The organism is Flavobacteriales bacterium, assembly GCA_025210295.1.
Taxonomy (GTDB): Bacteria; Bacteroidota; Bacteroidia; order Flavobacteriales_D; family Parvicellaceae; genus S010-51.
In genome coordinates this window covers 186,138-211,982 of sequence record JAOASC010000028.1, presented here as the reverse complement: position 1 = coordinate 211,982, position 25,845 = coordinate 186,138, and the positions used below count along the sequence as shown (strand labels likewise).

Genomic DNA, 25,845 nt, shown 5'->3' with positions numbered 1-25,845 from the left:
ATATTCCTTGTTTAGTTTATAAATTAATCTTCATTTTCCACTTAAACACTTTATAAATCCAAAGTTTAAAACGGTATAATAAATAATACATAATCGGAACAACGATTAAAGTTAAGAACGTTGCGAACGTTAATCCATAGATAACTGTCCAACTCATAGGTCCAAAGAATATCGCATTATCACCTCCGAAGAATATTTGTGGATCCAAATCTGTATATAGTGTAAAGAAGTTAATATTCATTCCTGTTGCTAATGGAATCAATCCTAATATTGTAGTAATTGCTGTTAACAATACAGGTCTCAATCGAGTTTTCCCACCTTGAATAATTGCATCTACAATTTCAGCATTAGAAAGTAGGTCTGTTTCTTTCATTCCTAACTCTTCTCTTTTACGCATTCTCAATAGGTTGGTATAATCTACTAATACAATAGCATTATTTACAACAATTCCTGCTAATGATATGATACCAATCATTGTCATCATGATTACAAAATCATCCCTAGTAATTACAATTCCCATAAATACTCCTACTAAACTTAGGATTACTGAGAATAAAATAATTAATGGTGTTGAGAATGAGTTAAACTGCATAACAATGATTAAAAGAATCAAGAATACAGCAATTAACAAAGCCGAACTCAAAAAGCTCATTTCTTTTTCTTGATCAACGAGCTGACCAGTAAACTCATATTCGAATCCTGCTTCTTTAAACTGCTTTCCAGCTTCAGACAAATCAAACTCTTCCATTTCTGCTTTTAATTGATCTACAACTTCATTTGGATTAGCTCCTTGGTCTACATTGGAGAAAACCGTTACAATATTTTCCAAATCAATTCTTTCTATAGAACTATTATTATACTCTACTCTTACATCCTTAACAACAGAACGAATAGGGATATTTAACTTTTGACCTCTATTGTTCATGAACATGATTTTCTGATCTAATAGTGCATCAATATCTCCTCTAAACTTTGAACCTAATCTTAAATTCAAATCATAAGATTCATCGTCGTTAGGTTTTTGGTAAGTTGCAATATCACTACCAAAAAGAGCTGTACGTATTGTTGAAGCTATCTGTCCGGTTGACATCCCATTTCTTCTTAAATACTCTCGATCTAAATCAATTCTTATTTCTGCTTTATTTAGCTCAACATCAGTTGTTAACTTCTGTACACCTTTAGTATGTTTTTTGTCCAAGAATACACGTATTTGTTCTGCTGCCAACACTAAGTCTTTATAATTTTCAGAACCAGAAACTTCAATATTAACTGGTGGTTCTTGTGGTGGTCCATTCGCTTCTTTACCTACAACAATTTTAACATCAGCATACGACCAGTTTTTCAAAGCTGCTTGTATTTTTTCCATCACTGTAGAAGTATTCGCTCCCTTACGATGTGAAAATTCACAAAATGACACTGTAATTCTTGCTTTATGTGGTGTTTCTCCAAACGATGGCCCTTCCATTGGATCAGATGTCCCTTTACCTACTTGTTCAATAATAGATTCTACAAAATGAATTGTATCAGAACCAACAACCTTTCCATTCTCTTTTACTTTCACAACATCTACCAAATCGATGTAAGCAATTTCATCTCCTCGATATTCAACTGTATTTTCAGCTAAAACATTTTCTATTATTGCTGTTACTTCTTTTGTTGTTTCATTCGTCACATTAATTTCGGTTCCTGCTGGATGTTCGATAAAAATATTCAAATAATTGGGTTGATTATCTGGAAAGAACAATACTTTTGGAGGAAACGCTCCAACTAAAAAGAAAGAGAAAAACAACATTCCGAATGTTCCAAAGAAAATCCAAATAGGACGTTTCCCTTTCATCACCCACCTCAACGTATTTCTGTATTTTGCTTCTAAATAAGGTAAGAAAGCTTCTTGAAATTTTACTGAAAGTGGAATAAGGACAAATGTATTTAATAAAACAAAAACGGCGATTGTCATAAAAATATTTCCCATTAGAAGATCTGACAATACATAAAACATTATTGCCAAAATTAAAGTAGAAATACCAACAATTAAAGAACGTTTTTTGTTAGGCATGGCTTGCTCTACTTTCATTAAAACTGCTGTTAGAACTGGATTAATAACCAATGCTACAAATAAAGAAGACCCCAATACAATCATTAAAGTAATCGGTAAAAACTTCATAAATTCACCCATGATACCTGGCCATAATGCCAATGGCACAAACGCAGCCAATGTGGTAGCTGTAGAAGCAATAATCGGCCAAGCGACCTCACCTACTCCTTTCTTTGCTGCCTGGAAGCTATTCATACCCTCTTCCTCCATTAAACGGTAAACATTTTCAACAACAACAATTCCGTTATCCACCAACATTCCCAATGCCAATACTAACGAGAAGAGTACCATAACATTTAACGTTACACCTGCTGCATGTAAGAAAGCAAAAGACATAAACATCGATAAAGGTATGGCTACACCAACAAACAATGAGTTTCTTAATCCTAAAAAGAATAATAAAACTCCTACCACTAGTAAAACTCCAAAAATAATTGAGTTTTCTAGGTTACTTACTTGAGAACGAATCTGGTTAGATTGATCGTTAGTTAAAGTGATATCAATAGATTTTTTAGGAATTTCTGTTCCCCATGCTTCTCCCACAACAGCTTTAACTCCATCAATAGCATCAATGATATTTGCTCCAGCTCTTTTCTTTACATCTATCATTACCACTGGATTTCCTTTCTGACGTGCATAACTTACGGTATCCGTATCTCCAAAAGAAACATCTGCAACCTCAAATAGCCTAACATCGTCAGCTCCTTCGTGTTTAACCACCAAATTTCTAAGCGCTTCTTCGCTCTTAAACTTGCCGTCTATAATAACAAAGTGATCTATTCCATCGACTTTTAAATTTCCAGCACCTACAGCTAAATGATCATTTTGAATAGCGGTTTCAATATCTCTAAAGCTTACTTGTTTTGCTTCTGCATCGTATTTACGAATTTCAACTTTTAATTTTTGTTCTTGAACACCTCTAATATCAGCAGCATTAACTTCAGGAAGCCCCTCAATTTTATCTTTAAGGTATTCTGCCTTCTCTTTTAAAAATTGAACAGGATAATTCCCTGATATATTAATATTTAAGATTGGCATATCACTCAAATCCATTTTAGCAATAGTTGGATTTACGGGTAAGTCCTGAGCAAAATCTTTATCACCTCTAGCATCTGTAAGTGCATCTTCTACTAACCTTTTTGCATCATCAGGTTTAATTGAAAAATCGAATTCAACTTTTACTATTCCAAAATCTTGAATTGCAGTAGCTTCAATTTTTTCTACTCCTTTTATTGTATTGAGCTCCTTTTCCAGAGGTTTTATTATTTTATCTTGAATAATATCAGGGGAATTTCCAGGATAAGGTACATTTACATAAATCTCGGGGATTTGTACCTCAGGAAAACTCTCTCTTGCCATATTCATATACGAAGAAATACCTCCAATAAGAATTATAGCCAATATAAGATAAACAGTTTTTCTATTATTAACAGAAAGGGTCGACAAGGCAAACTCCTTTATGTTATCTAACATATTATTTGAAGACTTTTTGTCCATTTTTTTACATGTATTTACACAATGAGAACTCCCATTGTTTATAGTTTATACTTTTAAATTATTCTACAACAGTAACTATATCACCGTCAACTAATTTTCTAGCACCTTTATCAATCACCACATCTCCATTAGACAATCCAGCTAACACTTCTGTTTCTCCTTTATATGATTGTCCTGTAGTTATTTTTGTTTGAACTGCTTTTTTACCATTCTCTAGCACATAAACATAAGATTCTTGGTTGGCATCTTTAAGGATTACACTAGAAGGGACTACAATTGCTGAATCTTTTTTGTAATCTCTTACATTCATGACTGTCATTAAATTAGGCACCATATTTCCTTCTGTTTTAGGAATATTGACTTCTAGAGTCACGGTTCTATTTACTGGATTAACAAACTTCCCTATTCTCTTTACCTCTAAATCTTTTAGCTCTTTATCTAATGCTGGGAAATAAACATTAACTAAGTTATTACCATTTAAATTCTTTAAATAGGCCTCAGAAATTGCTGCTGTAGCTTTCATATTAGACAAGTCTATTAATTGAATAATCGGACTAGCTGGCCCAGCCATTTCTCCTACAACAGGAAACACTTGTTCAACATACCCAGAAAAAGGAGCTTTTAAAACGAATTTTCCTTTTTGAGTTTTTAATGTATTCAACGTTTTTTGCAAAGATTGGTATTGTCCCTCAGCTTGTTTAAAGTTAATCTCAGTTCCTACACCTTGATCCATCAAAGACTTTTGTTTTTCGTACATGTATTTCGCCAATTCTAATTGCTCTTCTAATTCTTTTATATTTGAAGCGATTACATCAGAATCAAAAGTTGCTATCGTCTGCCCTTTAGAAATATACTGTCCCTCTTTTACTGGTAATGATTTAATTAAACCACCTGTTTCAGGCACTACCATTACATTTTTTTCAGCTTCTAAAGATCCTTGGATTTCAAAAAAGTGGTTAAAAGTTCTTGTCTTTAAATTCACAATAGAAACTCTTGGATAAACAACATCGTTTGATTGAGTTGTATCCATTTCTTTTATTTGTCCCTCAACCTCTTTAAGCTCTCCTTGCTTAGCCTTAATTTCTCCTTCTAGTTTTGTTTGTTTAGCAATTAATTGATCAAGAGAAGATGGTTCTCCACAACTTGTCATCCACAATGCAAAAGCTATAGGAATCAATGCTATTTTATAATTTGTATTCATTTTTTTAGTGTTTTTATGTTTTAATCTTATTGATTGAATTTGTTGAATAATTTATCTAAATCTAATTTTGCTTTAATCAATTCAAAGCCAGCATTTGTTAAATCTGTTTGAGCTTGTAATAACTGGTTCTGTGCCTGCGTTAGCTCCATACTTGAGACAACACCTTCTTTGTATTTAATCTCTGTACTGTTTAAAATTTCTTTAGCTACGGCTACAGCTTGTTGTTGTGTTTCAAAAGCATCTTTAGCACTGTTGTATTGACTTGAAAATTGAATGTATTGCAATTGTAGCCCTTTATCCAGTTGTGCCATGGTATTTTCTGTCTTTTGAACTTCTAATTTAGCTTGACTCACCTGAGAAGCTCGTTGACCACTACTAAAAATTGGAATGTTTAATGTTAATCCCCAAACAGTAGTAGGAAACCAATCTTTATCTCCATCAAAAAAGTCGAAATCATTTCTCATTGCAACTTGTTGGTGCGACAGAAAAGCGGCTAAAGACGGTAAGTAATTGGCCTTTGTATTTTTTAAACTTAGCTCATTAAGCTTTAACTGCGTTTCCAACAATTGATAATCAATATTATTAGCACTAGCAAACTTCTCATCAGCATAATTTGCTGCACTATTGGTGATATCAGCATAAGTGTCAGCTAATGTGATTGCAGTGGTTAAATCCATTCCCATTTCCATTTTTAATAAAGAATATGACACCTCCAGTTGAGATTTCACTTTTGTAATTCCATTTTCAACTTGAAGCACTGATAATCTTAGCTGAGAGGCATTGGTAGACTCCATTACCTTGTTATCTACCAAAATTTGTGTTGTTTTCAACAATTCTTTCATTTTTAACAATGTAGAATCTAACGTCACCACATTTTCTTGTAAAACAAGTACAGTGTAATAAGCATTGGCTACACTACTTTTCACCTCTTGCTCAGACTTATCTTTCATCTGCTTACTCAGGCTAGTGTATGTTTTTGCTGCCTGCAATCCCACTAAATAGTTTCCACTAAATAACAATTGACTTACCTGAAGTGTACCAGTTACATTGTAATCAGTACCAAACTTTACCCCAACTAACTCATCTGCAGGAGCCATAGGATTAAAAGCATTTGCTGGTAAAACTGTTGTTGGAATGTCGATGAAATTTTGTAACTCTCCTTTTGCTGATATTTGGGGTAACCCTGATGCTGTGGTTTCCCAAACCTTTTTCTCGGCTATTTGCAAATCTAAATCTGCATTAAGCACTTCTTGATTATGCTCTAGCGCATAATCTTGAGCCTGTTTTAAAGTAAAGCTCTGTTGACTAAACGAGGACTTTACCAAGAGTAAAAACAGGATGGCATAAAAATTGTTTTTCATGTGTTTTTGTGTTTATTATTGTGTGTTTAAAAATTGTATTCTTTTAATTGCTTTTTACCCTTTTCACTTAAAATCGCATGTAAATGATAACTCATCATCTCTTTATTGACTGCTGCCAAATCAAAATCAGTATGTGGGAAAATATCTGGATCAAATAAAATGTCAAAACGAGAAATAAACAATTTAGCTATGATGGCTGAATTTAATTCTTCTCTGTAAACTTTCTTTTTCTTCCCTCGCTCAAGATTATCCATAACAGATAGATAGATGTGATTGTCTTTATGACATTCAAACTGCTCCCACGCTTGAGGATGAAACTTTTGAATATCAAAAATTACAGAAGGATGTATTGATTTTAAATGCTTTTCTGCTAATTGAGAAATTTGAATTAACTCCTCTATTGGATCTTCCACTTGTGCACTGATTTCTTCAAACTCACACTCTTGCTTATCTAAAACGATTGACATGGATTTAACAACCAAGTCATTTTTATCGGTAACAAACTTATACAAGGTCTTTTTGGATATTTTTAACTCGCGAGCAATATCGCTCATTGTTAAACTTTTAATTCCATATCGTTTAAATAACTCACCTGCACTCTCTAATATTTCTGCTTCTTTTTCACTTTTCATAACTAATGAATTTTCAGTTATCGAATGCAAAGATAGAAACAATTACTATTTCGGAAACGTTTTTTGTGATTTTTGTTTCCAAAGTTTCTTAATAAATGTTAAAGTGCTTAAAATAGGGAAGTTAAATCATCTAAAAAAAACGTTCATAACTAATTAATTTAACAGTCTTATCCCTAACGTTTCCTCTTTTTCACCGACAGTAAATGCACAATCATTGAAATTTGGACTACTCATAAAAGGTTGAAAATTATTACTGAAAGCGTATTGTTCAGTAGGGATTCCCAAAAAATTCAAATCACATTTATTATTATTATTTGCATCATAATAAATGGCAATAGCATAGGTTCCAGGATCCAAATATAACGTTAGCTTTTTTGCTTTTTCTGTATTCACTTTGAAGCCTTTTTTAACGACTTCTTTTCCTTTATCCAAAAAATTTTGCTCTTGAAAAACACTAACATATATGGTTCCGTTTTGCTTTTTTATATTGCTAACAGTAATAGAAACTTTTTGCTTTTCTCTTGTCATAGAGAATGAAGAGATAACGATTAACAAAACCAACAACAACAATCCAATAATAAACTTTTTCATATTTTTTTTGATTCAAAGCAACAGTTCTATTTGATGAAAAAAAATACATTTATAGCAGCATTTGAATTTTATCGAACAATTCTTTAGCTAATTGTTCGTTTACATAAAAAATGATAAAATGGATCAAAGAGTAAAGGTGACCAAATTGATGTTAAAAAATGCATTGCTCTCACTAATGGAAGAAAAGCAATTAACTTTTATTTCTATTACTGAACTTTGTAAAAAAGCTAGCGTTAATCGAAATACATTTTACAGCCATTATGACGCTATCGTGGATTTATATAAAGAAATCGAAGAACAATTAATTAAGGAAATTCATTCTACCTTAAAAAAGCCTTATACTAGAAAAGAGCGATTATATGAAGTTTGTAAAACAATTCAAATACACTTCCGATTTTTTAAGCTTGCATTTTCTCAAGAACATCAAAATCAAACAATCAATAAGCTATTACAAACAGCAAGAAATGTTTTTTATTATAGAGCTATAAATCAAACTCCTCAATACCTATACAAAGAGAGTGGAACTATGGCTATTATTAAAAATTGGGTACAAAATAATTGTCAAGAAACTCCAGAACACATTGCGCTCTTACTCTACAAACTCAATCACCCTATTACGTCTAAAAATGCTCAACAATATTCTTAAAACCATTTAAAACAACTTAAAATTAAGATCATCTACAACTCGTAATATTTTCTGTTCGCCTACCATTCCAACAACACCTGTTACTCCAGTTACACCAACCAATCCATTTTGTTGAGAAACAGATCCGTCTATGTTTTTACCAGCTTCTCCTGCTGCTCCACCTTTACCTGGTTTCCCTCCTTCTCCACCTTGGTTTTGAACAATAATTTTTTTGGCATCGTTTGCTACCCCCCGATGAACATATACCTCAACAACACCTCCTATTCCTCCATTTCCACCACTTCCGCCGTTACCACCATCTCCTCCGTCTCCTGAACGCTTAATTTTTCCATTATTCTTCTCAACTTCATTTCTACCATCCTGACCAGCGCTTCCATCTCCTCCATTTCCACCTTTCCCGCCTTTTGCAAAAAAGGTGATTCCATTACTAAGACTTGTAGTCTTATAACAATACAACTGATTATTATCTAAATTAAACACATCTATAAGTATGAAGTCTGACAACGAATCTTTACGAACAAAAGCTTTAAGATAGGGACCACTATTACCATCTTCTCCATTCCCCCCTTGATAACCATCATCGCCGTCACGGCCTCTAATTGAACGTTCAATTAGGTTTTCTTTCTTTCCATCAACCCCATCTTTCCCATCAGCACCAGAAAAATTACATAAAACACGGCCTCGATAATTGAGTTGAACGCTATCTTTTCCTTTAAAGAAATAATCTCCCTTTGTAAAACTATAGTTGAGGACGTAAGTTTCTTTTTCGCAATCATTGGATTTTAAAATTAATAATTCATTTCTCCCTCGTTTTTCTATGCCCTCACCATAAATTTCCACACCAGAATTATTGGACAACTCTTTCACTTTTCCATTTTTCATTCTAGCACAAATAGTATATTTAAACTTACTCCCTTTGTTAAAGTTTTGCTTTTTATTCAATTTAAGAAATATTTCATCTACTTTTTTGGCCTTAACTCCAAATTGAGCATGAACAGTGACCGTTAAAACAACAGCTATCAGGGACATCATCAAAAGTTTCATTTCTTTAGTTTATAGTGTTTAACAAAAATTAATGTTTCAACAAAAACAACACCAAAATTTATACGTTGTTAATATCTTACTCAGTAACATCATAAAGTAAAACGCCCAATGAGTATATTTGTAAACAATTATAAGCATATAAGATGGAAAACAAAATAATAAAAGGATTTAGTAAGCTAAATAAAGAGGAAAAGATAGATTGGATTATTGAAAACTATTTAGATAATGATGAATCCCAAAAAAATTTCCTTCAGTCATATTGGCACCAAAACCCTAAAACTCAACAATTACATGATGAGTTTATTGAAAATACTATTTCAAACTTCTATATTCCACTTGGAGTTGCTCCAAACTTTAAAATCAATGACAAGGTTTATTGTGTCCCGATGGCCATTGAAGAAAGCTCTGTAGTTGCTGCATCTGCAAAATCTGCTTCTTTTTGGTTAAACAAAGGAGGCTTCAAAGCTGATGTTGTTTCTATGATTAAAATAGGCCATGTTCACTTTGCTTGGCATGGAGACTATTCAAAATTGGTGAAGTTTTTTGAAAGAACAAAAGAACGCTTTTTCCAAGATACTGAAAACTTAACTGCTAACATGCGTAAAAGAGGTGGAGGAGTTTTAAGCCTTGACTTAATCAATAAGTCTGACCTTGAACCCAATTACTATCAATTAATGGCTAAGTTTGACACCTGTGATTCGATGGGAGCTAATTTTATTAACAGCGTTTTAGAACAATTTGCTCAAACATTAAAAAGAGAACTAGCTAACGATACTACGTTGTCTGAAACAGAACAAAAGGTTCAGATCATTATGTGCATTTTATCCAATTATACACCTGAATGCATTGTAAGATCTGAAGTAAGTTGTAAAATAGAAGAACTTACTCAAGGCACTGATATGTCTGCTGAATTATTTGTAGAAAAGTTTCAGCAAGCAGTTCATATTGCACAAATAGAGCCTTATCGAGCTACCACTCACAACAAAGGTATTTACAATGGTATAGACGCCGTTGTTATTGCTACAGGAAATGATTTTAGAGCAGTAGAAGCCTCTGGACATACTTATGCTGCTAGGGATGGACAGTATCGTAGTTTAACAAATGTAGAAGTCAAAGATGGAATATTCAAATTTTGGATAGAAGTTCCTATGGCATTGGGTACTGTTGGTGGATTAACAAAATTACATCCAATGGTTAAATTTGCCTACCAGTTATTAGGAAATCCTAATGCAACAGAATTAATGCAAATAACTGCGACTGTGGGGCTTGCTCAAAATTTTGGAGCATTACGATCTTTGGTTACCACTGGAATTCAAAAAGGACACATGAAAATGCACCTTTTAAATATCTTAAACCAATTAGGAGCGACCAATGAAGAGAAGAAGTTTATTGTTGAAGCGTTTAAAACCAAAACAGTAAGTCATCAAGCAGTAGTAGAATTATTCGAAAAAATTAGAGCAGAAAAAACTGTTTAACTCCTTAGATTGATTCATTATGAAAATCGCATTATTAGGATATGGAAAAATGGGAAAAGCAATCGAAAAAATTGCTTTAGAACGTGGACATCAAATTGTTTTAAAGACAAACAGCACGACTTTATTTAGCCCAGATGACTTAAAAGATACTGACGTTGCAATAGAATTTTCGACTCCAAAGAATGCCTTGTATAACATTATGACCTGTTTTGAAGCAAATACGCCAGTTGTAGTAGGTACAACAGGTTGGTATAAAGACTTCAAAATGATTAGTGAACGTTGTTTGAAAGAAAATCAAACCATGCTTTATGCGACTAACTTTAGTGTTGGGGTTAATTTATTTTTTGAAATCAATAAAAGACTTGCGGAGTTAATGAACCCCTACCCTCAATACAATGTCGACATTGAAGAAATTCATCATACTCAAAAATTAGATGCTCCCAGTGGTACTGCAATTACGCTTGCCGAACAAGTGGTGGAGAACTTAGAGCTCAAAAAAGGATGGAAAAATGATGCACCAGTATCTGAATCAGAAGTTCACATCGCTTCAAAGCGTGAAGAAAACGTTCCTGGGACACATGTTGTTCAATACGACTCTTCAATTGATTCTATAGAAATTAAACACACTGCTAAAAATAGAGAAGGCTTTGCTTTAGGAGCTGTATTAGCTGCTGAATTTACATTAAAACGCAAAGGGTTATTAACCATGAAAGATGTTTTATTTTGTTATGAATAAATAGCCTTTCTCGATCCCCTAATTCTAAAACAATTATTTTATCTACTTTTGTTATTCAAATTAGCGCATTAGATTACTCAATATTATGGAAATAGCTCAAATTTTAATTTATTTAATGGTGGTGCTCCACTTTGCTTCACTTTGGAAGATCTTTGAAAAAGCAGGAAGACCAACGTGGGAAGGATTCGTTCCTGTATACAACTACATTATCTGGCTAAAAGTAGTCAATAAACCATGGTGGTGGATTTTCTTCTTTATTATTCCTTTTGTAAACATTGTCGTTACAGTTGCTTTACATGTTGAAACTATCCGATTATTTGGAAGATATGAACCTAAAGATACTATTTTAGCTATTGTTTTACCATGGTACTATATTCCTGCATTAGCTTATGATAAAACAGCTACGATTGAAGCTCCTACTGATTGGAGTAAGAAAAAAGATGTAGAGCGAAGAACATTACATGATCACATCACCTTGTTCTTTATGGCTCCATTTATAGGGCATATCATTTTGATTACCTTTAAATTATTAGGATCAAAAGATAAACCTAATAAGCCAACCATGCCAGCTGAATGGACCAACGCTTTAGGATTTGCCATAGTTGCTGCAACGATTATAAGAACCTTTACTTTCGAGGCATTTACGATTCCTACAGGATCGATGGAAAAAACGATGTTAATTGGCGACTATTTGTTTGTTAACAAGTTAAAATATGGACCAAGAATTCCTGAAACGCCATTATCTGTGCCATTTGTACATAACAGAATTCCAGGAACTTTTACCAAAAGTTATGTTGAATGGCTAAAGAATGACTATACCCGTTTACCTGGTTATGGAGAAATAACTCGCGGAGACATTATGGTTTTTAATTGGCCTGTTGGAGATACAGTTCTTCTAAACGAAACTGTTATTGCTCATGATTATTATGCTTTTGTAAGAAATGGTGCATTTCAAAGAAGCGGATTAAACATTGAGCAATTTGAAAAAGTAAAAGAAAAAGCATTTGCTCAAGAACGAAAAAGATTGGCTGAAGGTGGAGGCGTTGCTGACATGGGAGTAATGAAAACGAAAGGTATCCAAACATTAACGAATGATAAAAAAGAAAATTATATCAAAAGATGTGTAGGGGTTGCTGGAGATTCACTATCGATAATTGATGGAGTTATTCACATCAATGGAAAACCTCAAGATTGGCCTGAATTCGCTCAATATTCTTATCGTTTTGATTTTAAAAACAGTACAACTTTTAACCCAGATTATTTGGTAGAGGAATTCGATATCTACCGTAAAGATTTTCAATATAATATGGGAGTGGATAGAATGACCAATAAAGGAGTGGCTATGTTTACTTGTACTCCTGCTATTGCTGAAAAACTTAAATCTTATCCAGATGTTGCTACTGTTTCTAAAATGATACATCCAAGAGGATTCGATTTTGCGAATAACAATGGAAGAAAAGAATACTTCCCGATCTACCCACACCACCCTGCGTTTGATTGGACAAGAGATAATTTTGGTCCACTTTATATCCCTAAGAAAGGAAGTACAATTGAGTTAAATGCCAAAAACTATATCCTTTATAAAAGAGCTATACAAGCCTATGAAAATCATAAAATAGAGCAACGAAAAGATGGTTTTTATATTGATGATGAAAAAGCAACAACATATACATTTGAAAGTGACTATTACTGGTTAATGGGAGATAATAGACACGGGTCTGTTGATTCTCGTTATTGGGGATTAGTTCCAGATACACATGTCGTTGGAACGGCTTCATTTGTATGGATGTCTCGCCACCCTGAAAAACCAATTTCTGCTGGGGGAATTCGTTGGAACAGAATTTTTTCGTTTGTAAAATAAATAACACGCGACTAATCAATTTAAGGTTTTAAAAGGTAACATTATGTAACTTTTTAAAACCTTTTTCTTTTATATGAGTATATAGTCTCGTTGAATAAGAAATGGAACAAAGTTTGAGCTATAAGCACTAGAATAAAAAGAACAATGAAAACTTACCTATATTTACTACTATTATTTATTACTCCATTTATTGGGTTTAGTCAAGACGACGAAGAAGAAGTAGATCCTAACTGTATTCCACCAACAGATAAATCAGCTGTAAAAATTTGGGATAAAGCTCATGATAAAAAAAAGTACGATTATAAGGAGCGTATGCGTTTCTACAAAGATCTTTTAGAAGATTATGAAGACAACGCTGCTATAATGTGGGAAATTGCTAAAATGACTTACCCTAGAGCTAAAGCAAGTGGTGATTATGCTATTCCTGAAAAATATTATAAAAAAATCTTAACGGTCTGCCCTGAATATCACGCAGATGTTTATTATCAATTAGGGGTAATTTACTACCAGCAAAAAGAAGATTGTAAAGCTTATGAAACCTTTCAAAAATTCTTAGCGTTTCCTTCTGACGACGATACCAAACTAAGTAGAAAATACCCTAAACAAATTGAAGATGTAGAAGCTATTCTACCAGAAATAGATTACTACTGTAATTTCTATAAAAAACCTGTACAATTTAATCCCAAGGTTGTTAAAAATGTTTCCTCTGCTCCTAAAGATGAGTTTCTACCTATGATATCACCTGATAACGAGTTAATGTTCTATACCAGAGAATACGAATACAAAGGGAAAGGGGATATTATTACACAAAAACTTCAAGAGTTTACAAAGAGTAAAAGAAGTGATGCATACTCCGATTTTGATCAAGGAATGAAAATGCCTTCTCCATTTAACATTGGTCCTCGTTATGGAGGAGCAACCTTATCGTTAGACAATAAAGAATTATATATCTGTTCTTGTGAAAAAGAAGCCAACTATTTTAATTGTGACCTCTATGTAACGGAATATGACATTGTAGAAGTTAAAGGCAAAAAGCAATATGTTTGGTCAGAACTAAAAAACCTTGGGCCACAAATTAATGGAGCACAAACATGGGAAGCGCAACCCTCTCTATCCGCTGATGGACAAACACTTTACTTTGCATCTGCTCGACCAGGAGGCTTTGGAAAAACAGACATTTATTATTCTGAAAGACAAGATGATGGTAGTTGGGGACAAGCTCAAAATATTGGGCGACCTATTAATACTGAAGGCTCAGATAAAGTTCCATTTATACACACCGATAGTAAGACACTTTATTTTGTTTCTGAATGTTCACCAACAAGGCTTGGAGCTGGAGGTTTAGATTTATTTTTTACACGGTTTAATGAAACAACTAAAAAATGGAGTAAGCCTAACAATATTGGTTATCCCATCAATACTGAAGCTGATGAAGATGGAATTATAGTAAGTACCGATGGAACAATTGCTTACTTCTCTTCTACACGATCGAGAGAAGGTGTTGGAGGGAAAGACATTTTTACTTTTACGATGCCTCAAAAAGCAAGGCCAGATGAAGTTAAATTAATTAAAGGAAAAGTTGACACTGAAAATATAGAAGACTTAAAGGACACAGAAATTGAGTTTAGATATAAGGACGGAAAAACAAAGAAAACCAAATTAAATGCTGATAAAGATGGTAATTATGTTACTATCGTAAATATGGGAAAAAAGAAAGAAGATGTTTTGATGCAAATTAAACAAAAAGGGAAAGCCTTTGAATCGAAATTAATTAAAAACCAACCCACTCAACAAAACAATACTTTTGTTAAAGGTCAGGCACTAGAAGTTAAAGCACTCAAAAAAGGGGGGAGTTATACATTAAACAACATTCAATATGCTACCAACTCTTCAAAGATTTCTGAAGATTCAAAATTAGTATTAGATGGATTTGCAGAATGGCTTTTAGAAAATAAAGAATTAAAAATAGAAATTCAAGGACATACAGATGATTTAGGTAACGACGCTAGTAACTTGGCTTTATCACAAGATAGAGCTTACTCAGTAATGGAATACTTATCGGAACGTGGTTTGAAATTAAGTAGAATGAAATTTAAAGGTTATGGCGAAACTCAGCCTAAAGTGCCTAATGATTCCGACAAAAATAGAGCTATCAACCGTAGAACAGACTTTAAGATTTTATAGTTATAAGACAACTTTTCTGCTATTATTTAGTTTTAGTATTAAATGATGTATTAGTATATGAAAAATTCTTTTGGTTTAATTTTAATCGCTACGTTCTTACTCTTTTTTAATAGCCAGGCCCAACAGCAATTCACAGGATATAGTATTGATAATTTTTCGGGTTATCATGCTGCGTTTATCAATCCAGCTTTAATTGCCGATTCTAGGGTAAAACTTGAAATTGGCGGAAGTAGTAACCTCTCTATTTCTAACAACTTTAATGCGTTAAACACCAATATTTTTTATGGAAATTCGCAAATTAATTTTCATAACCCAGCAAAAAGATGGTACCGTTACTATAACAACGACATTAATATTTTAGGTTTATTAGTTAACCTTGATAACAAAAATGCTTTTAGTTACTCATGGAGAGTCAGATCTTTTTCTAATGCTCATGGTAATTCTGACAATTTTTCAAAGCTAATTTTTGATAATTACTCGCCTGAAGCAACGACCAACTCCAGTATTAAAAATTTAAGTCTTCAAACGCAAACTTATGCCGATCACTCTATTTCTTACGCTAGAGTTTTACATGATGGAAAAAGACGATTTTTTAAAGCGGGCGCAACTTTTAAAATCATCAATGGGATCAATGCTTCCTACCTTTATAGCTCAAATGCTGACCTTACTTTTAATACCGATAATACCGTCAACCTTAATCAATCGGCATTTGAATATGGTGTAGCTGAGAATAGCAATGCTCTTGCCAATAGAAAACTAAGCATCGGAGGTGACATTGGTGTTGTTTATGAGTTTCGACCAGAAAAAAACAGCTTTAAATATGAAATGAACGGTAATCAAAATAAAGTACGCCATGACCTCAACAAGTACCAATACAAATTAGGTGTTTCACTATTGAATATAGGGCGAATAAAATATGCCACAGATACCTCTACTTATCATTTTACAGGTAATAATGCACAAGTAAATGCAAATGATTTATTCACCTCTATGGCTGGTAATAATGTTGTCAGTAACGCTATCCAATCTGGTGTTTTACCTTTAGTTACTGAAAATACCAACACACCATCAACTTTTAATGTGGCTTTACCAAGTGAATTAAGTATTCAAGGGGACTACCATATCAAAAAGCAGTTTTATGTTGCCTTAACAAGTAATATTCCTATTTGGTTTCCTGGTGATGCCCATAAATCACATAACATTTTTATCACCTCTATTATTCCTCGATATGAAGGTTATATTAGACCTAAACCAAGTTCTTACTACCAATACATTCCTAAACGAGAGCTACCCGTTGGTATAGCTATGCCAATTTCTATCCAAAGAAACGGACAAATTAATTTGGGACTATCTGGACGAATAGCATCATTTGCTATTGGGTTTAACAACATCAACCCACTTTTAGGAAAAAGAAAACTCTACGATGCCAATATTTTCTTTGCTTATAAAATAACCATAAGACACCGAAAAGAAGACGATTTTGATGAAGATCAAGTCTCTGATGACAAAGATTTATGCTTTTATGAAAAAGGGGACTGGAGACAATTTGGATGTCCCGACAGTGATCAAGATGGTATACCTGATCATAAAGATTATTGTCCTAATAACTTCGGTCCTCAATCAACAAATGGTTGCCCTGATTCAGATAAAGATGGCGTATTAGATTTTCTTGACCATTGCCCTGACCAAAAGGGAATCCCAGCTTTAAATGGATGTCCTGATTCAGATAAGGATGGAATTGTGGATGCCGTTGATCGCTGTCCAGAAACTGTAGGTCCATATCAAAATAATGGATGCCCTTACCCTCCTGTAGAAACTGGTTGCTGTAAGGATAGTGACGGAGATGGAGTTTTGGATAAGGTAGACCAATGTCCTAATATAGGAGGGGCAGTGACTAATCAAGGATGTCCTGTAACCCAACCTACTGCTCCAACTATTGATTCTACCAAGACAACGCCTTCAAAAGAACATAACGAAAGAGCGAATAATACTCCAACTAAAGAAAACACATCCAATGTTCCTAGTCATGTTCAATCGCCTTATGACCTAAACAATCACCATTTCGACACTATTAATCAATCGAAAAATGATTCTGTTAGACCTATTGCTTACAGCGAAGCAATCAAAAGTCGTCTTATGGTTTACTTCGGAAATGATAGTCATTACATAGCTGATAAACATCGAAAAGAACTGGATAAGTTATTAACCAAATGGAACTTAGGAATTAGTGTTAAAGAATATTCGAAGGTTAGAATAATTGGTCACACAGATAATGTAGGTGACGATATTTACAACCTTATTTTATCTAAAAAGAGAGTGGAAGCCGTAAAAAGTTATCTCATTAATTTAGGTATTCCTAACTCAGCCATAGAAATGTATTATTTAGGAGAAGATGCACCTGTTACAGGCAATCAAAATGAAATAGATAAAGCACTGAATAGAAGAGTTGAAGTTATTATGTTAAAATAATAAAACTAATTCCCCCTTGTTTTAATTTATACAAGGGGGTTATTACAGTTTATTGTTCAGGAAACTAAACTTGTATTTTATTGATTAGGTTTAATTTTGAGAAGCTTGTTTTGCCTTGATCAGCAATGATAATACAGCAACAACAACAACCATTAATAAGCTTGACATCCACAACCAGTAACCAGCTCTATAGTCTGTTATCTCTTCTGCACGAGCTTCAGTAACAAAGATTTCACCTCCTAGCAAAAAAGCACTTCCTATAAGAAAAGCAATACCAGACAATAGCAAACTAATTTTAGGCTTTTTTTTGTTTAAAATAAAAGCCATTACTGCAATGGGGTTAGCTAACCAAACAAGGTAGATTCCAAAAAATAAAAATGTTCCCATCCAACCAAAGAAAAAGCAATTAAAGCCTCTCATAACTTCAGTACAATCTTCATTGGTACAATAAACAGGTAAAAACAATGAAAGAGTCAATAATATAAGAGCCAGCCAAGCTACTATTTTCTTTAAACGTAACATCTTAAAAATTATAATTAGGAATACACCTAATGTATAAAATCTTATTTAAATGCTATCAATCAACCCAATAAAAAGTTCTGTTAACTTTAATTCAGCTTTACCAGCTACCTCAATAATTTCGGCAATATCTACAGGTTTCAGATTATCTGGATCACACTCATCTGTTAATACAGAAACGGCACAGCAAGGCAAACCAATATGATTAGCTGCAATTACTTCTGGTACAGTACTCATTCCTACCGCATCTCCTCCGACAATTTTAAGCATTCTGTATTCTGCTGGTGTTTCCAGCATTGGTCCTTGTGCTGTTACATATACTCCTTCTCTTAACGTTATTCCTTTTTCTTGCGCAGCAGTTCTTAACTTCGCATTAAGTTGCTTGCTATATGGCTCACTCATATCTGGAAAACGAGTTCCTAATTCAGGTTCATTCTGCCCTAATAACGGATTAGCAGGAAATAGGTTTACATGATCAGTAATTAACATTAAATCTCCTTTTTGAAAATCTAAATTAATCGCTCCTGCTGCATTAGAGATCAACAAACTCTTTACTCCCAATAATTTCATGACACGAATAGGAAACACCGTTTCTTCCATAGAGTATCCTTCATAATAATGAAAACGACCTTGCATTGCCAATACCTGCTTCCCTCCTATTTTACCATAGATTAGCTTCCCTTTGTGCATCTCTACAGTCGAAACAGGAAAGTTAGGAATCTCTTCATAATCAATCTCAAAATCAGCTTCAATTTTGGTCGCTAAATTCCCTAAGCCTGTTCCTAGAACAATTCCTATTTCAGGTTGAGTAATTCCTTTTTGTCTTAAAAATTCTGTGGTATGTTTTATTTGCTCTAAATTCATTTTCCTATTTTATTCGCTAAAAGCTCCATTTGCCCATCATCTCATCATCTAATTAGCTAATCATCTAATTAGCTAATTAATAAGTAGTTGTCATATCTTCATCTACACAGATAATAAAATCTGCTTTTCCGATATTTTCCTCCAAAAGTTTTTTAATATTTTCTTGAGAGACTGTGGTAATTGTTTGATAGTTCAAGTTTATATTTTTACGTTTTAAGTACCATAATATTCCTTCATAGTTATCAGAATGGTAGGCTCCATTATAATGGATAACCGTTAGCTTATCTTTTTCACTAGCTGCTTCGTAAGCCTTATATATAGACTCTGCCATTGTAGCATCTTTAATCGCTTGAGCTTTAGGGAAAGTTTCTCCTCCATGTCCTCCCATCATCTCCAACATTTTTTGATATCCAGGGAGGTTTTTATCATAAGCTATTGGTAATTTAGCGATCCATTCTTTTTCATTTGCAGGCAATGAATCCAAAGCTTTAAAATCTCCTTTGTAAACCATACTTGCATACCTACGTGGTATATTAGCTGCTACAAACTGTAATTTATGTTGTTTAGCATAATCGACTAAAGGTTTATAGTCAGTTTCAAAATTATTCCATAACCGCGCTAAAGAATCCAAGCCCTTTTCGTCAATTTTTCCACTTAAATAATCATTCAGTGCATTTTGATTATCGCGTTCAAACATTTCTGCTGCAAGAATTAGGTTTCGTTTTTCCCCCAATGAGTTCGTTACTTCTAATTGCAACCAATGTGAAATTGGATTATTATGTAATTCACCAAACAAAGTAATATCGCTTTCATTTAACGATTTTATCATTTTTTTATACGATACTTTTTTTCCTTTAGCATTATAAATTATAAATGCTTTATCCTGCGCTATACTAACCAATGAACTGATAATAAAAGCTAATCCTACAATTCTTTTCACTTTACTGTTTTTTTTATTTAATAATGTTTAAAATAATTGAGCTGCTAAACCCAATTTCTATCTTAAACAACCTTGCTGCCAAAGATACGATTTTGAAGATAATAAAAGATTATCCCTCCTAAGAAATACATTACAACATCTATTTTATCAGCGGTATATATTGAACTTCTCGCAGGGAGATAGTATTCAAAAATAAAACTTACAAAAAGGAAAGTCACCAATAACATTGGTAGTGTTAATGTTAAGGCATGGTCACGTTTAATTAATCGAGTCATCCAAAGAGCAAATGACAAAAGCAAAGGCATAAACAACAAATCTGTTCCATAAGAATTGAGTAACTCTGGAAGCTGTACTTCTAACTTTCTAAATAGTTGAACGAACAAATAGACTACACTAAAAACGATAAAATAAATATTCTTAACTGGATGCATTTAACCAGGTGTTAAAGCGACAAAATAGACCACAGCAGAAACTATCAACATAAAAACAACCCACGTAGAATAAACTATTCGAAATAAAACGCGAACAAAAAAATTAGGATGATCTTTTAAACGTTTTAGATAAAGATCAATCTTATCCAACGGCTTTTCTTTTTCTTCCTTAACTCTTTTCTCTTCCCTCGTTTCTATTATTTTTTTTGGTGAAATTGGAGCATTACAAAACTGGCAAAACTCTTGATTACCTACATTCCATTGACCACAATTACTACATTTACGTTCAATTTTTGACTCCATGTTCTATTAAACTTAGCATTCTACCTATTCATCCATCAAATTTAAGAGAAAATAATCAATTTTAACATCTTTAAATAAAATCAATTTTTAAGTTCTATGCCCTTCAACATTATTCGTACATTTAATTAAAAATTAAACAATTATGACATGAAAAAAATTATTTTATTGACCGCCCCCCTATTTTTTTACGCTACCACTTTTTTCGCTCAAGCCAAAGTAGAGCGCAATTGTGAAATAGAAAACATTGAGTTAATTACCTTGGATCGTAACATTCCACAATCTGAAGTCATTTCAAAGTATAACACTATTCGTATCAATAGAACAATAACGGATATTAGTGAGTTGACTAAAAGGGAAACGAAATTATTAAAAAAGAAAGCTAGACGAAATTCAAGTTGTAAGATATATATTGACTTTGAAAACAAGCTCTTTGAAAAAGACAACATTTATTTACAAGAAAACAATGAAATTGTATATGTTTTCACAAAAGACAAACTCTAACAATTAAATTGGCTCGATTATCACTAAACTTTTACAGTAACAAAAATAGAACACTTTAACATTAAAAACAGGATTGAGTGCTCCCCTTAAAAAGCAATAATTTTTACTTAAATAAAATCTCTTAAATATTTCCAAAACTCAATGATAAAGGATAATTTAGCACCCTTATCAAAAGTACTAGATGAGTTTACAAGAAGAGATTAATATTAGGAGAACATTTGGAATTATTAGTCACCCAGATGCAGGGAAAACGACATTAACAGAAAAACTGCTTTTATTTGGTGGAGCGATTCAATCTGCTGGAGCTGTAAAGAATAATAAAATCAAAAAAACAGCTACATCAGATTTTATGGAGATTGAAAAGCAAAGAGGGATCTCAGTTGCTACATCTGTAATGGCTTTTAACTATCGAGATAAGCAAATAAACATCTTGGACACACCAGGACATAAGGATTTTGCTGAAGATACCTATAGAACATTAACGGCTGTAGATAGTGTAATATTGGTAATAGATTGTGCAAATGGTGTAGAGGCTCAAACTGAACGACTAATGGAAGTTTGTAGAATGCGTAATACTCCTGTTATTGTTTTCATTAATAAAATGGATAGAGAGGGACGTGATGCTTTTGACTTGTTAGATGAACTAGAAGAAAAACTATCGATAAAAGTTCGCCCTATGAGTTGGCCAATTGGAATTGGAGCGACGTTCAAAGGGGTTTATAATATGCATCGTGGTAATCTTAATTTATTTAGTGGAAATAAAACACAAATAGAAAAAGAAGTTGTAGCTATCGAAGATATTAATGACACTGCGCTTGATGAAACCATAGGAGAATCTTTTGCCGAGACTCTTAGAGAAGAAGTTGAACTTGTAGACGGTGTTTACGAAACATTTGACAGGGAAAGTTACCTCTCTGGTGAAGTAGCTCCTGTATATTTTGGGTCTGCATTAAACAATTTTGGAGTTCAAGAATTATTAGATTCATTTGTTGAGATTTCCCCAACTCCTCAAGGTCGACTTTCAGACAAAGGTTTTGTAGAACCAGAAAACAATAAGTTTAGTGGTTTTGTTTTCAAAATTCATGCGAATATTGATCCTAAACATAGAGATAGAATTGCATTCTTAAGAATTGTGTCTGGTCAATTTAAACGTAATACATTTTATAAAAACATTCGATTAGATAAGAAAGTTAAGTTTGCCAACCCTACAAGTTTTATGGCTTCTAGTAAAGCTGTCATTGACGAAGCTTACCCTGGAGATGTTATTGGTTTGTATGATACTGGAACTTTTAAAATTGGAGACACCCTAACTACTGGAGATGAATTTATGTATAAAGGGATTCCTAGTTTTTCTCCAGAGATATTTAAAGAAGTTCAAAACGATGATCCAATGAAAACTAAACAATTGGAAAAAGGGCTCCAACAGTTAACTGATGAGGGGGTTGCTCAATTGTTTATTAAACAACCTGGAAACAGAAAAATTATTGGAACAGTTGGAGAACTTCAATTTGAAGTAATTCAATATAGATTAAAACATGAGTATGGAGCATCTTGTAGCTTTATGCACAAACCGCATCATAAAGCTTGCTGGATGACTTCTGATAACCAAGACAAAATTGATGAATTTGTAAAGAGAAAGCACAATAATATTGCTTACGACAAAGATGGAAACCCTGTATTTTTAGCAGATTCACCTTTCCTACTCACTCAAGCTGAAGGAGATTATCCTGAGATCACTTTCCATACAACATCTGATTTTAAACTAGATGAACAAACTCTCTAAACTATGGTTACTCAATTAGAAAAACTTCATACAGTAGCTCTTGGGCTATTTAAATCTAAAGGTATTGAAAGCACAACGATATATGATATAGCGCTAGCTTCGAAGATTCCGTATAGTGTTCTTGATGAAAAATACCCATCTACTAAAGAACTAATTTTTGAGCTCTTTTCGATAGGTCAGGATAACATGTTTCAATTTGTCTATGGCGATTTGGCAAAATTAGAAGATTTTAAAGCCATGATGCGTACTATTTTTCACCAATCAGTACTTTGGGCTGTAAACAATTCTGAGTTGTTTTGTTTTATGGATTATATCTCTCAACCATATCAATGGGAAACAGAAGACAACAAAATCTATCCTAGGATAAACGAGACCATTATGGCGAGAGTGGAAATTGAAATCAAAAAAGGAAACCTCAAAGATTTACCCATTGATTTTGCTGCACATATTATGACCAAAATGTTAGGCGCTTGTGTTTCCTATATTGTTGCATTAAACCCTATGACTGAAGAAGAATTCGCACACTTAATCGAACCAATGTTTGAGACCTGCTGGGATGCTTTAAAGGCCTAATTATCGAAAAATATAAGCCTATATTTAAAATTTATTTCAATATTTGTTTATAAAACTTTATTTATTATATTCGTTAAGTAAATGTTTACAACACTACTCAAAAACACTACACTACTATGAATAAAGAAAATGAAAAAATAAGAAATGCTGCCCTCCATTTATTCAACACTAAAGGCCTTGTAAGTACGAGCTTAGAAGATATATATACAGCTGCTGAAATAAGCCAAGAAAAGTTACAAGAACTATATCCTAGTAAGAAGTCTCTTGTATCAGAGATTTATACACTTGGTAAGAATGATATGTTCAAATTTGTTTATGGAGAAGTGCTAGAGATAGAAGATTATCAGAGTCTAATGCGTAAAGTATTCCACCAATCGGTAATATGGGGGCTAAGTAATCGTTCTTTATTCAACTTTATGAATCAAGTTCAAGCTCATCCTTATTCATGGACAGAAACTTCTGATGAAAAAATATACCCAAGTGTTAACGAAAAAATCTTAGCTCGAACAACTCAAGCAATAAAAGAAGAGGTAATCAAAGAGTTTCCTTTGGACTTTGTCGTTCACTTTATGACTGGAATGCATGCTTCATGTGTTTCCTATATCCTTTCATTAAATGCTGTTACCGAAGAAGAGTATGCTGACTTAATTGAGCCTATGTATCAGGCATGTTGGGACGCTTTTAAAAAACACTAATTACGCCTTATTAAATCTACTGTAGTTCAATTACTTAATACAGAATTGGGTTTTATCCCAACTTCTGATCAGAAAAAAGCAATCTCTAAATTGGCAGATTTCTTACTTTCTGAAAATCCAGATGTGGGTTTTATTTTAAAAGGGTATGCTGGTACTGGAAAAACAAGTCTAATTGGAGCACTTGTAAAATCTTTGGGACTCATCAAACGAAATGTTGTATTGATGGCTCCCACTGGAAGAGCTGCAAAAGTATTGAGTAAATATAGCAACAAGACAGCTTACACTATTCACAAGCAAATCTATTATCAAAACGAAAAAGAAGGAACCCTAAGTTTTACAAAAGGAAAAAATAATTATCACAACGCTGTTTTTATCATAGATGAAGCTTCAATGGTTAACTCTGATGATGGATTAAGCTCTGCTTTTTTAGATAATGCAAGTTTATTGGACGACCTTATTTCTTATGTTTACTCTGGTATCAATTGCAAGCTTATTTTTATTGGAGATAGTGCCCAATTGCCTCCTGTAGGTAGCACTGAAAGTCCTGCTCTAAATAAAAACAGGTTAGAACAAAACTATCCTTTAGCATTTTTTATCTCTGAACTAAAAGAAGTTGTTCGACAAGAACATGACAGTGGTATTTTATTTAACGCCACCAATATTCGAGAACAAATTAGAAAAGAGGAAGATTTTCATCTTGAGCTTTCTAGCTCGTTTCCTGATGCTCTGGCGATTACAGGAATGGAATTGCAAGATGAATTAGAAACTTCAATTAGCACCTATGGTATTGAAAATGTTATTATTATTTGTAGAAGTAATAAACGTGCCAACATTTTTAACCAAGAAGTGAGAAGTAGAATTTTATGGATGGAAGAAAAAATCGCTCCACATGACTTGTTAATGGTTGTCAAAAACAACTATTTCTGGCTAGATAAAAAATCCAAAGCAGGTTTTATTGCTAATGGAGATATCTTAGAGGTGAAACAAATTTTGAAACATGAATACATTTACGGTTTTGATTTTGTTGATGTAGTGGTTCGCTTTGTAGACAATGAAGATGAACCTGAATTTACCTGTAAACTATTATTAGAAACTTTGAATGTAGAAAGCGCAGCACTTCCACGCGAACGTTTAAAAACATTATTCTATGAAATAGAAAAAGATTTTTACAATATCTCTAGTAAACGAAAACGTCAACAACTCATTATGAAAACCCCACATTTTAATGCGTTACAAGTAAAATTTTCTTACGCATTAACTTGTCACAAAGCACAAGGAGGGCAATGGCCAGTTGCTTTTATAGACCAAGGATATCTTACACAAGAAATGCTAAACAAAGAATATCTACGCTGGTTGTATACTGCTATAACTCGTGCTACTGAAAAGGTTTATTTCTTAAATTTCAATGAGCAGTTCTTGGATTAACCTATCTCCTCATTTTTCA

At 33.2% G+C, this 25,845-nt stretch carries 22 protein-coding genes; 11 read left to right on the top strand and 11 right to left on the bottom strand.

Annotated features, from left to right (window positions below):
* Positions 1-16 precede the first annotated feature (16 nt).
* The 5 genes from N4A35_09180 to N4A35_09160 all read right to left on the bottom strand — a co-directional run bounded on the left by N4A35_09180 (position 17) and on the right by N4A35_09160 (position 7,377).
* The gene (locus N4A35_09180) at positions 17-3,568 is read right to left on the bottom strand and encodes an efflux RND transporter permease subunit (GenBank protein MCT4581576.1); all 3,552 of its coding nucleotides are present in this window, start codon (positions 3,566-3,568) and stop codon (positions 17-19) included.
* A gap of 82 nt (positions 3,569-3,650) precedes the next feature.
* Positions 3,651-4,793 (bottom strand): efflux RND transporter periplasmic adaptor subunit, encoded by a 1,143-nt coding sequence (locus N4A35_09175; protein MCT4581575.1) that lies wholly within the window; start codon positions 4,791-4,793, stop codon positions 3,651-3,653.
* A 26-nt stretch (positions 4,794-4,819) separates the two neighbouring features.
* Positions 4,820-6,154 carry a TolC family protein gene (locus N4A35_09170; protein ID MCT4581574.1) on the bottom strand — a complete coding sequence of 445 codons (1,335 nt, stop codon included), beginning with the start codon at positions 6,152-6,154 and terminating at the stop codon, positions 4,820-4,822.
* Positions 6,155-6,180: 26 nt separating this feature from the next.
* Positions 6,181-6,786, bottom strand: a complete 606-nt coding sequence (locus N4A35_09165) for a TetR/AcrR family transcriptional regulator (protein MCT4581573.1) — start codon at positions 6,784-6,786, stop codon at positions 6,181-6,183.
* A 153-nt stretch (positions 6,787-6,939) separates the two neighbouring features.
* Positions 6,940-7,377: a DUF2141 domain-containing protein gene (locus N4A35_09160; GenBank protein ID MCT4581572.1), complete on the bottom strand. Its 438-nt coding sequence runs from the start codon at positions 7,375-7,377 to the stop codon at positions 6,940-6,942.
* A gap of 118 nt (positions 7,378-7,495) precedes the next feature.
* Between N4A35_09160 and N4A35_09155 the strand changes: the two genes are divergently transcribed.
* Entirely contained in the window at positions 7,496-8,023 is a 528-nt protein-coding gene (locus tag N4A35_09155) for a TetR family transcriptional regulator C-terminal domain-containing protein (protein MCT4581571.1), read from the top strand.
* 6 nt (positions 8,024-8,029) lie between these two features.
* Here the strand turns inward: N4A35_09155 and N4A35_09150 are convergent, their stop codons facing one another.
* Positions 8,030-9,055, bottom strand: a complete 1,026-nt coding sequence (locus N4A35_09150) for a hypothetical protein (GenBank protein ID MCT4581570.1) — start codon at positions 9,053-9,055, stop codon at positions 8,030-8,032.
* Positions 9,056-9,210: 155 nt separating this feature from the next.
* Here N4A35_09150 and N4A35_09145 point away from each other — a divergent pair, with 155 nt between their 5' ends.
* The 5 genes from N4A35_09145 (at position 9,211) to N4A35_09125 (ending at position 17,792) form a co-directional block, all read left to right on the top strand.
* A complete protein-coding gene (locus N4A35_09145) occupies positions 9,211-10,542 on the top strand; it encodes a hydroxymethylglutaryl-CoA reductase, degradative (protein ID MCT4581569.1) in 1,332 nt (443 codons plus the stop codon).
* Between the two features lie 19 nt (positions 10,543-10,561).
* On the top strand, positions 10,562-11,278 hold the full coding sequence (gene dapB, locus N4A35_09140) for a 4-hydroxy-tetrahydrodipicolinate reductase (GenBank protein MCT4581568.1): 717 nt from the start codon (positions 10,562-10,564) through the stop codon (positions 11,276-11,278).
* An 85-nt stretch (positions 11,279-11,363) separates the two neighbouring features.
* Positions 11,364-13,139, top strand: coding sequence for a S26 family signal peptidase (locus N4A35_09135; protein ID MCT4581567.1), 1,776 nt, complete (start codon positions 11,364-11,366; stop codon positions 13,137-13,139).
* A gap of 144 nt (positions 13,140-13,283) precedes the next feature.
* Positions 13,284-15,323 carry an OmpA family protein gene (locus tag N4A35_09130; GenBank protein MCT4581566.1) on the top strand — a complete coding sequence of 680 codons (2,040 nt, stop codon included), beginning with the start codon at positions 13,284-13,286 and terminating at the stop codon, positions 15,321-15,323.
* A gap of 57 nt (positions 15,324-15,380) precedes the next feature.
* Complete coding sequence (locus N4A35_09125) at positions 15,381-17,792, top strand: DUF5723 family protein (GenBank protein ID MCT4581565.1); 2,412 nt, start codon at positions 15,381-15,383, stop codon at positions 17,790-17,792.
* A gap of 90 nt (positions 17,793-17,882) precedes the next feature.
* Here N4A35_09125 and N4A35_09120 read toward each other — a convergent pair whose 3' ends face one another.
* The 5 genes from N4A35_09120 to N4A35_09100 form a co-directional block, all read right to left on the bottom strand.
* A complete protein-coding gene (locus tag N4A35_09120; protein MCT4581564.1) occupies positions 17,883-18,314 on the bottom strand; it encodes a hypothetical protein in 432 nt (143 codons plus the stop codon).
* Between the two features lie 45 nt (positions 18,315-18,359).
* Complete coding sequence (locus N4A35_09115) at positions 18,360-19,175, bottom strand: purine-nucleoside phosphorylase (protein MCT4581563.1); 816 nt, start codon at positions 19,173-19,175, stop codon at positions 18,360-18,362.
* A 76-nt stretch (positions 19,176-19,251) separates the two neighbouring features.
* Complete coding sequence (locus N4A35_09110; GenBank protein ID MCT4581562.1) at positions 19,252-20,115, bottom strand: ChaN family lipoprotein; 864 nt, start codon at positions 20,113-20,115, stop codon at positions 19,252-19,254.
* 62 nt (positions 20,116-20,177) lie between these two features.
* Positions 20,178-20,546 carry a hypothetical protein gene (locus tag N4A35_09105; protein MCT4581561.1) on the bottom strand — a complete coding sequence of 123 codons (369 nt, stop codon included), beginning with the start codon at positions 20,544-20,546 and terminating at the stop codon, positions 20,178-20,180.
* Complete coding sequence (locus N4A35_09100; GenBank protein ID MCT4581560.1) at positions 20,547-20,849, bottom strand: hypothetical protein; 303 nt, start codon at positions 20,847-20,849, stop codon at positions 20,547-20,549.
* A 147-nt stretch (positions 20,850-20,996) separates the two neighbouring features.
* Between N4A35_09100 and N4A35_09095 the strand changes: the two genes are divergently transcribed.
* From N4A35_09095 to N4A35_09075, 5 genes are all read left to right on the top strand, one after another.
* Positions 20,997-21,350 (top strand): hypothetical protein, encoded by a 354-nt coding sequence (locus N4A35_09095; GenBank protein MCT4581559.1) that lies wholly within the window; start codon positions 20,997-20,999, stop codon positions 21,348-21,350.
* 181 nt (positions 21,351-21,531) lie between these two features.
* Entirely contained in the window at positions 21,532-23,133 is a 1,602-nt protein-coding gene (locus N4A35_09090) for a peptide chain release factor 3 (protein ID MCT4581558.1), read from the top strand.
* 3 nt (positions 23,134-23,136) lie between these two features.
* On the top strand, positions 23,137-23,706 hold the full coding sequence (locus N4A35_09085) for a hypothetical protein (GenBank protein ID MCT4581557.1): 570 nt from the start codon (positions 23,137-23,139) through the stop codon (positions 23,704-23,706).
* A gap of 116 nt (positions 23,707-23,822) precedes the next feature.
* Entirely contained in the window at positions 23,823-24,401 is a 579-nt protein-coding gene (locus tag N4A35_09080; protein ID MCT4581556.1) for a TetR family transcriptional regulator, read from the top strand.
* Positions 24,402-24,446: 45 nt separating this feature from the next.
* Positions 24,447-25,826 carry an AAA family ATPase gene (locus N4A35_09075; GenBank protein ID MCT4581555.1) on the top strand — a complete coding sequence of 460 codons (1,380 nt, stop codon included), beginning with the start codon at positions 24,447-24,449 and terminating at the stop codon, positions 25,824-25,826.
* The last annotated feature ends 19 nt before the right edge of the window (positions 25,827-25,845 follow it).

What these genes read in the sequence shown, in the direction of transcription:
- N4A35_09150 (MCT4581570.1), bottom strand. Translation starts at nt 9,055, where the DNA reads ATGATGTCCCTGATAGCTGTTGTTTTAACGGTCACTGTTCATGCTCAA.
- N4A35_09090 (MCT4581558.1), top strand. Translation starts at nt 21,532, where the DNA reads ATGAGTTTACAAGAAGAGATTAATATTAGGAGAACATTTGGAATTATT.
- N4A35_09170 (MCT4581574.1), bottom strand. Translation starts at nt 6,154, where the DNA reads ATGAAAAACAATTTTTATGCCATCCTGTTTTTACTCTTGGTAAAGTCC.
- N4A35_09135 (MCT4581567.1), top strand. Translation starts at nt 11,364, where the DNA reads ATGGAAATAGCTCAAATTTTAATTTATTTAATGGTGGTGCTCCACTTT.
- N4A35_09125 (MCT4581565.1), top strand. Translation starts at nt 15,381, where the DNA reads ATGAAAAATTCTTTTGGTTTAATTTTAATCGCTACGTTCTTACTCTTT.
- N4A35_09145 (MCT4581569.1), top strand. Translation starts at nt 9,211, where the DNA reads ATGGAAAACAAAATAATAAAAGGATTTAGTAAGCTAAATAAAGAGGAA.
- dapB (MCT4581568.1), top strand. Translation starts at nt 10,562, where the DNA reads ATGAAAATCGCATTATTAGGATATGGAAAAATGGGAAAAGCAATCGAA.
- N4A35_09095 (MCT4581559.1), top strand. Translation starts at nt 20,997, where the DNA reads ATGAAAAAAATTATTTTATTGACCGCCCCCCTATTTTTTTACGCTACC.
- N4A35_09175 (MCT4581575.1), bottom strand. Translation starts at nt 4,793, where the DNA reads ATGAATACAAATTATAAAATAGCATTGATTCCTATAGCTTTTGCATTG.
- N4A35_09085 (MCT4581557.1), top strand. Translation starts at nt 23,137, where the DNA reads ATGGTTACTCAATTAGAAAAACTTCATACAGTAGCTCTTGGGCTATTT.
- N4A35_09120 (MCT4581564.1), bottom strand. Translation starts at nt 18,314, where the DNA reads ATGTTACGTTTAAAGAAAATAGTAGCTTGGCTGGCTCTTATATTATTG.
- N4A35_09130 (MCT4581566.1), top strand. Translation starts at nt 13,284, where the DNA reads ATGAAAACTTACCTATATTTACTACTATTATTTATTACTCCATTTATT.
- N4A35_09115 (MCT4581563.1), bottom strand. Translation starts at nt 19,175, where the DNA reads ATGAATTTAGAGCAAATAAAACATACCACAGAATTTTTAAGACAAAAA.
- N4A35_09165 (MCT4581573.1), bottom strand. Translation starts at nt 6,786, where the DNA reads ATGAAAAGTGAAAAAGAAGCAGAAATATTAGAGAGTGCAGGTGAGTTA.
- N4A35_09105 (MCT4581561.1), bottom strand. Translation starts at nt 20,546, where the DNA reads ATGCATCCAGTTAAGAATATTTATTTTATCGTTTTTAGTGTAGTCTAT.
- N4A35_09155 (MCT4581571.1), top strand. Translation starts at nt 7,496, where the DNA reads ATGGATCAAAGAGTAAAGGTGACCAAATTGATGTTAAAAAATGCATTG.
- N4A35_09080 (MCT4581556.1), top strand. Translation starts at nt 23,823, where the DNA reads ATGAATAAAGAAAATGAAAAAATAAGAAATGCTGCCCTCCATTTATTC.
- N4A35_09180 (MCT4581576.1), bottom strand. Translation starts at nt 3,568, where the DNA reads ATGTTAGATAACATAAAGGAGTTTGCCTTGTCGACCCTTTCTGTTAAT.
- N4A35_09100 (MCT4581560.1), bottom strand. Translation starts at nt 20,849, where the DNA reads ATGGAGTCAAAAATTGAACGTAAATGTAGTAATTGTGGTCAATGGAAT.
- N4A35_09160 (MCT4581572.1), bottom strand. Translation starts at nt 7,377, where the DNA reads ATGAAAAAGTTTATTATTGGATTGTTGTTGTTGGTTTTGTTAATCGTT.